At 30.2% G+C, this 12,130-nt stretch carries 10 protein-coding genes; 5 read left to right on the forward strand and 5 right to left on the reverse strand.

Translation table 11 applies throughout. The annotated features are described in order from the left end of the window. Positions 1-12: 12 nt before the first annotated feature. Positions 13-507 (reverse strand): RNA polymerase sigma factor, encoded by a 495-nt coding sequence (locus LJY17_RS00160; protein ID WP_264544790.1) that lies wholly within the window; start codon positions 505-507, stop codon positions 13-15. A gap of 102 nt (positions 508-609) precedes the next feature. Between LJY17_RS00160 and LJY17_RS00165 the strand changes: the two genes are divergently transcribed. Next, positions 610-1,914 (forward strand): NAD(P)/FAD-dependent oxidoreductase, encoded by a 1,305-nt coding sequence (locus LJY17_RS00165; protein WP_264544791.1) that lies wholly within the window; start codon positions 610-612, stop codon positions 1,912-1,914. On the opposite strand, the gene LJY17_RS00170 is transcribed toward LJY17_RS00165, so the two are convergent. After that, complete coding sequence (locus LJY17_RS00170; RefSeq protein ID WP_264544792.1) at positions 1,915-2,916, reverse strand: DUF3810 domain-containing protein; 1,002 nt, start codon at positions 2,914-2,916, stop codon at positions 1,915-1,917. 149 nt (positions 2,917-3,065) lie between these two features. Between LJY17_RS00170 and LJY17_RS00175 the strand changes: the two genes are divergently transcribed. The 4 genes from LJY17_RS00175 to LJY17_RS00190 all read left to right on the forward strand — a co-directional run bounded on the left by LJY17_RS00175 (position 3,066) and on the right by LJY17_RS00190 (position 8,250). Further along, on the forward strand, positions 3,066-4,529 hold the full coding sequence (locus LJY17_RS00175; RefSeq protein WP_264544793.1) for an aminoacyl-histidine dipeptidase: 1,464 nt from the start codon (positions 3,066-3,068) through the stop codon (positions 4,527-4,529). Between the two features lie 121 nt (positions 4,530-4,650). Then, a complete protein-coding gene (locus LJY17_RS00180; RefSeq protein WP_264544794.1) occupies positions 4,651-5,676 on the forward strand; it encodes a hypothetical protein in 1,026 nt (341 codons plus the stop codon). After that, positions 5,636-7,975: a hypothetical protein gene (locus LJY17_RS00185; RefSeq protein WP_264544795.1), complete on the forward strand. Its 2,340-nt coding sequence runs from the start codon at positions 5,636-5,638 to the stop codon at positions 7,973-7,975. The genes LJY17_RS00180 and LJY17_RS00185 overlap by 41 nt, the downstream gene beginning before the upstream one ends. Positions 7,976-8,085: 110 nt before the next feature. Next, positions 8,086-8,250: a hypothetical protein gene (locus tag LJY17_RS00190; RefSeq protein WP_264544796.1), complete on the forward strand. Its 165-nt coding sequence runs from the start codon at positions 8,086-8,088 to the stop codon at positions 8,248-8,250. 85 nt (positions 8,251-8,335) lie between these two features. Here the strand turns inward: LJY17_RS00190 and LJY17_RS15855 are convergent, their stop codons facing one another. The 3 genes from LJY17_RS15855 to LJY17_RS00200 all read right to left on the reverse strand — a co-directional run bounded on the left by LJY17_RS15855 (position 8,336) and on the right by LJY17_RS00200 (position 12,089). Continuing rightward, the gene (locus tag LJY17_RS15855; RefSeq protein ID WP_413614514.1) at positions 8,336-8,683 is read right to left on the reverse strand and encodes a DUF6686 family protein; all 348 of its coding nucleotides are present in this window, start codon (positions 8,681-8,683) and stop codon (positions 8,336-8,338) included. A gap of 2 nt (positions 8,684-8,685) precedes the next feature. Continuing rightward, complete coding sequence (locus LJY17_RS00195) at positions 8,686-9,861, reverse strand: PepSY-associated TM helix domain-containing protein (RefSeq protein ID WP_264544797.1); 1,176 nt, start codon at positions 9,859-9,861, stop codon at positions 8,686-8,688. A gap of 74 nt (positions 9,862-9,935) precedes the next feature. Beyond that, positions 9,936-12,089, reverse strand: a complete 2,154-nt coding sequence (locus LJY17_RS00200; RefSeq protein ID WP_264544798.1) for a TonB-dependent siderophore receptor — start codon at positions 12,087-12,089, stop codon at positions 9,936-9,938. Positions 12,090-12,130: the final 41 nt, after the last annotated feature.

The following is a 12,130-nucleotide window of genomic DNA, read 5'->3' on the forward strand; positions in this document are numbered from 1 at the left end:
ATGCCTTTATCTTTACGGATTAATAATTTGTTTTAGTTTAGTTTTTATTCTGTTCATTTTTACACGAGCATTGACTTCGGTAATACCTAGTGTCTCTGCTATTTCTGTGTAATCTTTGTCTTCTAGATACATAAAAACTAATGCTTTTTCAATGTCATTTAATTGATGAACAGCTTTATAAAGCAATTTTATATGTTCCTCTTCTTCATAATTATATTCTTCTTGGGAAATAAAATGCCTGCCAGTTTCAAACTCAATAGTGTTGACTTTTTTTGTCGATTTACGATATAACGTAATAGCAGTATTAAGAGCTACTCTATAGGCCCAAGTAGAAAATTTACTTTCACCTCTAAATTTTGGATAAGCTTTCCATAGCTGAATGGTAATTTCTTGAAATAAGTCATTGTGTTCTTCTTCACCATGTGTATAAAGCCGACAAATCTTGTGAATTATATTCTGATTTTCTTTTAGTTGACTAACAAATGACTTTTCTAGTTCATTACTCATGTGTAATAAGTAGTAGAATTATATATTTTGTTACAAATATAATTGAATAGAATAGGTAAAAATTTTATCTTTAATTTATAAATATTCAATCATTTCAAGAGAATGAACATACCTCAGTCTGATAAAAAAAGAGTCATCATAATTGGTGGCGGTTTTGCAGGAATTGCATTGGCAAAAAAACTTAAAAATAAAAACCTACAAGTCGTTTTACTCGATAAACACAATTATCATACTTTTCAACCATTATTGTACCAAGTTGCAACTGGAGGGCTAGAAGCTGGTTCTATTGCTTATCCAATTAGAAAGGTAATTCAAGGTTGTAAAGATTTTTATTTTAGATTGACTTCAGTAAAAGAAATTGACACTCAATCTCAAAAAGTAATATCCGAAATTGGGGATTTGTATTACGATTATTTAGTAATCGCGACTGGTTCAAAAACCAATTATTTTGGTAATAAGGAAATAGAGCGAAACTCTATGTCAATGAAAACCATACCACAAGCTTTGAATATTCGAAGCTTAATTTTAGAAAACTTTGAACAGGCAGTTTTAACAAAAAATCAAGCGGATAGAGAAGCATTAATCAATTTTGTATTGGTAGGAGGTGGACCAACAGGAGTTGAGCTTGCTGGAGCTCTTGCCGAGATGAAAAAAGCGATTCTGCAAAAAGATTATCCTGATTTGGATATTCAAAAAATGCAAATCAACCTTATTCAAAGTGGCGACCGAATTTTAAATACTATGAGTGTTGATTCTTCTAATGCGTCTGAAGCGTTTTTAGAAGGGTTAGGAGTGAAAATTTGGAAGAATGTAAGAGTAACAAACTATGACGGAAGAATAATATCTACCAATTCAGATTTGACTTTCGACTCTGCTACAGTAATTTGGACGGCAGGAGTACAAGGAGCAGCAGTATCTGGGCTTGATGCAAATTCATTAGTTGAAAGAGTTGAAAGAATTAAGGTGAATCAGTTTAATCAGGTAAAAGGATATAATAATATTTTCGCAATTGGAGATATCGCTTCTATGGAATCAGAATTATATCCTCAAGGACATCCTATGATGGCCCAACCAGCCATTCAACAAGGTGAATTGTTAGGTGATAACTTGATTAAATTTACTCAAAATCAATCTATGGAACCATTTGAGTATAATGATAAAGGTTCAATGGCAACTATTGGAAGAAATAAAGCTGTTGTCGATTTGCCTAAGTATCATTTTAAAGGGGTTTTTGCATGGTTTGTTTGGATGTTTGTGCATCTTTTTTCATTGATTGGTTTTAAAAATAAAGCAGTCGTTTTTCTAAACTGGGTTTACAATTATATTCGTTTTGATAGAGAAGGAAGATTAATTATAAGACCTTATAAAAAGAGAAGTTTTACGACATTCACAAGTGATGAGGTTTGATTATAATTCTTTAGTTTTATAATAATTAATCAATATATCAACAAATTTACTGTAACTCTGCAATCCGTCTTTTTGTTGATTAAGTTTTAGGAAATTATCGTAAAAAGCTTCAAAAAAAGTATTTACGAATGTTTCATGTGCTTTATGAAAAGCTTCACTTTCTTTATAGTTTTCAAAAATTCCAGGATGAACAGTTTTCTTTAAATCATCATATAACTTTTCGTTTTTAAAGCCAATGTTATTTAAACAATATCGCAATGCGAAAGTGTATCCAGCGTATTTAAAGTATAAGTTATCATTTTTTGTAGCTGACATAAAGCCAATAAAATTACACTCACTTTCGCTTCCAAAACCTATTTGATGCGCCATTTCATGACATAAAGTAGCTGGAAAAGCATACATTGGGATTTCACTGTTTACTTGCGCTTCATTTGTAAACGGATTTAAATATCCTCCAAAACCCATGTAAGAAAGGAAATAACTTATCAGCGATTTTTTCTGACTTGGAATTTCATATTTGAAATACGAATATTCATCAGACAAATTTTTGTAACCTATTAGAGCAGTTTTAAAAACATCATCTTTTGCAAATGGACTTTCAACTTTTTTAGTTGAGTCTTTTGTTATCTGAAGGTGAACTTCGTTAGTTTTTGCAATTAATTTTTTGGTAAATGTTATTAATTGCTCATCAGTATAATCTGTCTTTATGTTTAGCTTTTGATAGAGTGGTACTCTGTAATAATTCAACGCCCACAATAAATTAAAAAAGAAATAAAAAACAGATATAAAGTTTAATGCAGCAATTGTTTTTTGTTTCCAGTTTTCTTTTCTGTGTTTATAAAACCAAATGATAATCCAAATAATGACTAAAGTGTAGATTATATCTCCAAATGAAAAAGGAATCCAACCAAAAAGAGTTCTTGAAAAATGTGAAATGTAAATGTATAACCCGTTGGTGTAGCATTTTTCAATAAATTCTGGAAAGAAGGTAAGTATTTTCAATCCAATGAATTGAATCAATAAAAAAAACGATAAATAGTATTTTCGGCTCACAAAAAATTAAATTATGCGTAAATATATGCAATATGAATTAGTCAAAAAAGAATTTAAACTTTGTAACTTTGACACTTTCAATAATCAAACTACTTAAAATGAGTCAAGAAATAAGAAATTTGGAACCAAAAGCACTGTGGAACAAATTTGCCGATTTAAATGAAGTGCCTCGCCCTTCAAAAAAAGAAGAGCGTGTAATCGAGTTCATGAAAAAATTTGGAGAGAGTTTAGGCTTAGAAACATTCGAAGACGAAATAAGAAATGTAATTATTCGTAAGCCAGCTACTCCAGGTATGGAAAATCGTAAAACCATTGTAATGCAAGGGCATTTAGATATGGTTCACCAAAAAAATAACGATACAGTTTTCGATTTTGATAAGCAAGGAATCGATATGTATGTTGATGGTGATTGGGTTCGTGCCAAAGGAACTACATTAGGTGCGGATAACGGTTTAGGAGTTGCTGCAATCATGGCTATTTTAGAAAGTAAAGATATTCCACATCCAGCAATCGATGCATTGTTTACAATTGATGAAGAAACAGGAATGACTGGTGCTTTAAACCTAAAAGGCGGAATTTTAAAAGGCGAGATTCTTTTAAATTTAGATACAGAAGAAGATGATGAAATTGATATTGGATGTGCAGGTGGTGTAGATGTAACAGCTACTCGCGAGTATAATGAAGAAGAAACTCCAGAAGGATCTGTAGGATACACAATTACTGTAAAAGGATTAAACGGAGGACATTCAGGAATGGACATTCATAAAGGATTAGGTAATGCTAATAAAATTATGAATCGTTTATTGTTTGATGGTTTTGAAAATTTTGGTTTGCAAATTTCAGAAATATCTGGCGGTAGTTTACGTAATGCTATTCCTCGTGAGAGTGTTGCAAAAGTAATTATTGCAGGAATGTATGATGAAGCTTTTGTTTTTGATATGCAGGAAGTAATCAATGATATTAAAGCTGAGTTTAAAACCACTGAGCCAAAATTAGAAATCCTTATAGAAAAAGCTGATTTACCTCAAAAGGTTATGGATCTTGGCGTTCAGGAAGGGCTTTTACGTTCTATTTATGCTGCTCACAATGGTGTATATAGAATGAGTGCTGATATGGAGGATTTAGTAGAAACTTCAAATAACATTGCTAGAGTAGTGGTGAAGGACGGGGAAATTTCTATTCAAAACCTAACTCGTTCTTCTGTAGAATCGTCTAAGTTTGATTTGGCAAATGCATTGCGTTCAGCGTATGAATTATTTGGATGCGAAGTTACTTTTGCTGGTTCATATCCAGGTTGGACACCAAATGTAAAATCAGAGATTTTAGATGTTTTGGTTAATATTTACGAAAAACAAAATAATGAAAAGCCAAAAGTTGTTGCTTGTCACGCTGGTTTAGAGTGTGGTATTTTAGGAACAAATTATCCAGGAATGGATATGATTTCTTTTGGTCCAACAATCCATGGAGCACATAGCCCAGATGAAAGAGCATCGATTAAATCATCTCAAAAATTCTGGAAATTTCTTTTAGAGATATTGGAAAATATACCTGCTAAAAATTAAATACTATCGATTTAAAATAATTAGAAAACCTGCTTAATTTTAAGCAGGTTTTTTTGTAATAAAATGGTTGGCTTTATATAATTTTATAGGATTTTAAGTTATAACAAAAACCATATACTTTATGAAGAAGTTACTTTTTTCAATAATCATTTTATTCCTTTTTTTGTCATGTTCTAATAAAGTAGAAAAGGTTGAGAGAGCCTTTTATTATTGGAAAAGTAACGAATGGAGTTTGTCAGATAAAGAAGATTCTATAATTAATAATGTAAAGGTTAATAAATTTTATGTTAAGTTTTTTGAAGTAGAACATAGTGATGCCATGGGGAATTATCCTGTTGCAAAAACAGATATCAATTTTTACAGACATGATAGCATGCAAATCGTGCCAACGGTATATCTCCGAAATTCAGTTTTTATAAAAGCCAGTAAAGGAAGTCTTGATACACTTGCTGATAATGTGAATTTTTTAATTGATAAGTACTGTAAAGAAAAATTTCAAAGACAACAATCAGTAAAAGAATTTCAGATGGATTGTGATTGGACTCAAAAATCTAGAGACAATTATTTTTATTTTCTGAAAAAATTAAAAAATATTTCAAAGAAAGAGATTAGTTGTACATTACGTCTATACCCCTATAAATACCCTGAAAAAATGGGTATCCCTCCAGTTGATAAGGCTACTTTAATGTGTTATAACTTAATAAATCCTTTGGAGAATCATGATAAAAATTCAATTTTAGATATTGATGAACTTAAAAGTTATCTCAATACAAATAATAAATATCCATTGCATTTAGATGTTGCATTACCTGTTTATTCTTGGATGCAAGTGTATCAAAACAATCAATTTTCAAATGTTATTTATACAAATAACAAAACTGTCAGGAAAATTCTAAAACCTATAAAACCTCTTTGGTTTGAAGTTTTGAGAGACACTGTTGTTGAAGAAACCTATCTAAGAATTGGTGATAAAATAAAGTATGAAGAAATGGATGCTGATAAAATTAAAAAGGCCATTAATGTCATTAAGAATAATGCCAATTTAAGGAAAGAAGTTACAGTAACGTTATTTCATTTTGATGTACAACAATTAACCAATTATTCTAATGAAGAACTTTCTAGTTTTTATACTGATTTTAGTAAGTAAATCTCTTTTTGCTTGTGGATTTTATCCCTTTGGAGAGGAATTACGTTTTTCATTTTTCCGACTTGCTGAGTCAAGATATTATTCTTATGCTGAGTTTAATTATTCTGCGAATACTTTTGAACCTAGAGCTGTTTATAAGGATAATGAAGTTCTTCCTAATGAAAAATTATGGTTGAATTATTGTCAAAATCAAGTTCCAATTTCTGATATACGATTGGTTTTAAATGAATTAAGTTCATATGATATTAACCCTAGTAATAAGAATAAATTACTTCAATATTTATATAAAATAAAGGATTATGAAGCCCTAAATTATTTAAAGTTCGCAAAAGAATGTGAGTTTTTTAACTCTTGGATGGATGATCCTTGGGAACGTAATGAAGGAATGGTTTTGCCCAAAAGAGGAAAACTTTTAAGTGAAGCTATTAAATTATCTAAACAGTCTAAAAGGGATGAGTTAAGATTTCGTTATGCCTTTTTAGCAATTCGATTGGCATTTTATAATCAGGATCTTAAAACAGTAAGAAATATTTATGATTCTGTTTTTAAAAATGATAAGCAGCAAAATATAATTGACTATTGGAGTTTGTATTTTCGTTCATTAGCTGAAACCGATAAGGCTTTGGCTAATTTTTATGCTGCTCAAGTATTTGTAAATGCCCCTGATAAAAGGTTTATGATTGCGCAAGGTTTTGATTCAAAAGTTCCATTGGAATCTGTTTTAAAATATGCTAAAACAAATAAAGAAAAGGCAAATATTTATCTTTTAGCTGGGATTAAGAAACATGATAAAACCATTGAATACTTAGAAAAAGTTTATCAGTATGATTCAAATTTTGATGGATTAAATTTCTTGTTGTTACGAGAAATAAACAAAATAGAAGACTGGGTTTTCACTCCATATTATTCTTTGTTTAGCCCTTCTATAGAAACTAATAGTTGGAATAGTGATGAGATTTCTATACAAAATATCCTTAGAAGAGTGGAAAAGGATAGAACTTATGCTCTTAAAGTGTTACAGTTTGTAAATAAAGTTGATTTGAATAAAATAAATGACTCTCAATTTTGGAAAACCTGTAAAGCATATCTTTTGTTTGTTACCAAAGACTATTCTGAAAGTCTTGCATTGATAGGAGAATTGGAAAATTCAATAAAAAAATCGGATTTATTGTTTAACCAACTTGAAATGTTAAAAGCTTTGGCTACTGTTGCCAATCAGAAAAATGGAGAAGCTTTTATTTCTCCTGAAATACAGTTAATTATATTGAAAAACAAAGGTTTTAACAAATTCATTTTTGCAATTGGTAGGGAATTAGAATATAAAGGAAATACTACTGATGCAGCACTCTTGTACTCAAAAATGCATGATAATGAGGTGACTGAAGGGCATGATTATTATGAAGTTGCCTATTGGAAAACTATTAAAAACAAAGGGGACACTTATTCAGATTTTTATTCTGATTGTTTCGATTATATAAATGTAATGTATACACCACAACAAGTTGAACAACTTATTAAGGATGTTCGTTTTAATGCTACAAAAAAAGATGAGTTTTCACAATGGAAATATAGTTTTCTTAAAAAGCAGCTTCCAGAATTGTATGATTTAGTAGGTACAAAATACATTCGTCAAAATAAACTTTCGAAAGCGTTGTTAAATTTTAAAAAAGTGAATATTTCTTTTTGGAATGAACGTTATTCTGCTTGGGAGCGTAACAATTATAATTGGGATGGCAGTAATGTGTTTGATAAAAATCCTTTTTATGAATTAAAATATACACCATCATTCATTCCTATTAAAGATACTATACATCTCACAAAGACTTCGATTACAAGTCAGTTAATAAAGTATATAGACTTGGCTAATGATAAAAAAGAAAAAGACAGGGATTATTATTATTTTCTAGTTGCAAACTGTTATTATAATATGACTCAACATGGTAACGCATGGATGATGAGAAGATATTTGTGGAGTAGTGATGGTAATCATTCTATACTTGAAGATGAGTCTGAATATTTTCAATGTAATCTAGCCAAAAAATATTATACACTCGCAAAAATTAATGCTAAAACAGAAAAGTTTAAGGCTTTATGTATGCGTATGATTGCACGTTGTGAACGAAACAGACTTGAATATTTATATCCTTACACTTATGATAGTAAAATAGCGGATTATGGAGCTTACATTTTAAGCAAAAACAAATATTATTCAGATTTGAAGAATGATTATAGTGCTGATTATATAAAACTGACCAGTGATTGTTCTTATTTTGAAGATTATTTTAGAGGAAGAAGATAAAATTTCGGTGATGAGTTTTTAACTTTTTTTGCGGAAAAACCGTAATGGGTTCTTAGTGGTTTAATTAATTTTATATAAGAAAATATTTACAATTAAAAAACCAAGAAACTATGATTAAGAATCTTTCAAATCTGTCAGGAGCTCAAGAATTAAGCAAGACAGAGCAAAAAAAAATTGTGGGAGCAGCAATCAGAAGATGCTGTGAATATGATTACAACGCAAATGGTGTATTAGTATGCACTCTTTGGGTAAGTGGAACACAACAATGTCCATAATTTAAGTTACGGTTCTTTATATTTTAAAGAGAGTTTATGTATGAAATAAAAATCCTTTCTTACGTAAGAAGGGATTTTTTGTTGCCTAATTCCAATTGATTGGAAAAATAGGCTTTTTAAAACAAATGAAATATTTTTTAGTTTTCGGTTTTGTGAGATGTTGTAATTCAAATAATTCAAATTCATCAATCATGATTAAGAAATTGCTTTGCAATGTAGGAATTGGAATTTTTTTGGAATAAATAGAATTTGAATATTCTTTTTCCCAATAATTACTATCAATTCTAATAAGAAATTTATGTAATGTAATTAGCTCATTGTGATTTAAACTAAAACACAAATTCTTATAAGTAAGCTGATACTTTTTACATCCTTTTAAAAAGACCAACATTCCTTGGTTTGATTCGTTTATTATTGAATAATTGCAACACATATTTATTTCTTTTTATTTCTTCGTCCCCACCATACTAAGAAGCCTGTTATTGGTAATGAAGCACAAATTAGACTCAACACAAAGGCTAAGATTTTTCCAGGTAACCCCCAAATAGCCCCTATATGAGTATCATAATTTGCAGCTATAGCTTTTTCACCCATATTTTTCTCCTTGTGATCATGAACGAGTAATAGTTCACCAGAATTTTCATCAAAAATTAAACTATGGTTTACATGGTATGAATAGGATAATTGTTTTATAAAAACTGAATAATTTGGATGTTCGTGATCATCAATGTGTTTATGACCAAAATCAAGTGAATATCCATAAGCAGTTGGGTAGAGTTCTTCTACTTTTTTTCCAATTTTGTCTAATGTAGTCTCAGTTTTTAATTCAATAGGTGCTTTAGTAGTTATATTTGAAAAATCAGGAAATACTGTACTTCCTCCAGAAAAGATGAAATAAATTCCAGCTTGGATAAAAAAGAAAGAATAAAATAAACCCGTAATGGCAACTATTAGAGCCAAAAAAGAAGCATAAAACCCTAAAATATTATGCAAGTCGTAGTTTTTGCGTTTCCAATTTTTAACATTTTCCCAATTGAACCAAAATCTCTGTTTTCTTGCCGCTTTGTTTTTTGGCCACCAAAGAATAATTCCGGAGATAAGCATGAAAACAAAAATCAATGTTGGAATTCCACAAATATAGGCTCCCCATTCGGTTTTTAGTAAAAAACTATAATGTATTGATTTGACTATATTGAAAAAGTCAAGAGTTTCATCATATTCACCAAGAACTTTTCCTGTGAAAGGATTCACATAAACCGATTTGTAAATTACATATTCGTCAAAGTAATTCCATGCTTTGGGATTGTGTTCATAGTAGTAAAAAATATAACTTAAATTTTTATCAATAGGAACATTTACCCAATGAACAGGGTATTTTTCTTTAGTATATTCGTTTACTTTTTTCTCTAAAACTTTTAGCGGTAAAACAGATTTAGTTTGAATATTTTTCTCTTCATGATAAATAACATCTTCACGTAAATAATTAGTAATTTCTGCTTGAAAAGCATAAAGTGCTCCAGTTAGAGAAATGATAAATACAAATACACCAATGGTTAATCCAAACCACAAATGGAGCTTGCCTATTTTTTTCTTTATTGATTTTTTTTTCATGTAATAAGGTAAAAAACCCCTCAAATGAATGAGGAGTTATTCAAACAAAAAAAGTATAAACAAATGAACTCTGCTTAAAATTTATACGTTAATCCTGCTGCAATATTTCTTAGCTTTTGAGGAGTAACTGTTGACCAACCTGAATAATATTTTTCATTGAACATATTATTTAGTTTAAGAGATAAGCCAAATTTATTTGTGTTATATGAAATTGTGGAATTTAAAATGCTATAATCAGGTAATTCAAAGGTTCCAATATTTGATCTGTTTAATGTTCTGTATTCACTAGCATAGTTTCCACCCAGACCAATACCAAGACCTTTTAGTTTGCCATTTCGAAGAGTATAATTAATCCATAAGTTAACTAATGTTTCTGGTCCTGCCTCTTCAGGGCGTAATCCTAAATAACCATTGTCTGGAATATCTTTTGTCACTTCACTCTTATTATTACTGAATCCCGCTACAATGTTTACTCCTTCTATTGGATTAGCAATTAAGCTAAATTCAAAACCTTTACTTTCAACTTCACCACCTTGTACAAATGTGAACGTGTTGTAAGTCATTACTTTGTTTTTTACATTGATGTTGTAATAACTTGCAGTAGCAGATATTTTATCACTAAATAAGTTTACTTTTACACCAAATTCATATTGGTTTGCTTGCTCAGGATCAAAAGTTTGCATGCCCAGAAAATTAGTTCCATCTATTTTTTCTTGAGGGGCTATATTGATAAAACCATTCATGTAATTTCCAAAAATTGATACTTTATCTTTTATAGGTTGGTATAGAATTCCAAATTTAGGAGATAGCGCTGTTTGACCTTTGTTTTCTTCAGAATATGTGTTTGTTGCTCCTTTGAAATGGTCAATACGTAAACTTGCCATAGCAGACAATTCAGGCAAAATGTTTAAAACATCAGAAACATAAGCACTATACACTTCATTTTCTGCCTTAGAAATACCTGTATATGATCCAACTAATAAATTATCAACACCTGCTTGTGTTAAATCTCCATCATCTGTACCGTTAACTAATGAAACAGTGCCATTGGTAACCCATCCTGGGCTTGCACTTGTAATGGTAGATTTGTAATAATCTAAGCCTGCAATAATTCTGTTTCTTAAACTCCCGATTTTAAAATCACCAATGAAATTTTGTTGAATGTCAGTTGCATATGTTTCTCCGTTTGCTTTAGATATGAATCTTGTAAACTCATCTCCATTTGCAGAATCCCATAAGTAAGAATAGTATCCATTTGTTTTACTATTACTTCTTGAAAGAACTGTTTGTGAAGTCCAGTTTTCGGATAATTTGTAAAACATTTGAGCCTGAAGATTAAAAGTTGGATTGCTAATTGTTAATTCGTTTGAGTTAAATGAATTTTTATAGTTTTTTTTAAATAAGTCCATCGAATTGAATGATAAAGGAGCATAACGACTCAAGAAAATCATTGGAGCGTTTGCAGCTTCGCTTTGTGTAAATTCTGTATTGATTAGGAAAGATAATCTATCGTTAACTGTATAGCTTAATGAAGGAGCAATAAAAAATGATTTATTGAAGCCAGAATCTTGAAAACTACCTTCTTTTTGGTATGCTGTTGTGATTCTTAAAAATGCATCATTTTCTTTTGATAATGGAGTATTAACATCTGCGGTAACACGATTTAAACCATAAGTCCCAGCAACATAGCCAATCTCTCCGCCAAATGATTGATATGGTTTTTTTGTAACGATATTGATTAATCCACCATACGAAATTAAACTACTCCCAAATAATGTTCCAGAAGGGCCTTTGATTACCTCAATGTTATCAACGTTTACTGGATCAATTTTCCCATTATTAATGCCTGGTAAGCCATTTATCATTGTTGGCTGTACAGCAAATCCACGCATCGAATAAAATTCCGCTCCATCAGTTCCACGTCCAGTAGATTCCCATAAACGACTTATACCTGTTGCATTTTTAAGAGCATCATTAAAGTTTGTTACAACTTGTTCTTTCAATAATTCTGAAGAGACAACATTATATACTTGTGGGTTTTCAATGTCAGCAAGTGGCATTTTTGACACGGTATTGCTTTTTTCTCTTTTGAATTTGTTTTTTGTACCGTTTATTGAAACTTCATTAAGTTTCTTTATTGAGTCTTGTTGAATTTTGTTTGTTTCTTGCGCTTGAAGATTAAAGCCCCATAACGCAATTAAAAAAAAGGCTAAGTTTTGTTTTCTCATTTTTATTTAGAATAAATTAAAATAGTAAAACAAAAATAGTC

It is taken from the genome of Flavobacterium hankyongi (assembly GCF_036840915.1).
Taxonomy (GTDB): domain Bacteria; phylum Bacteroidota; class Bacteroidia; order Flavobacteriales; family Flavobacteriaceae; genus Flavobacterium; species Flavobacterium hankyongi.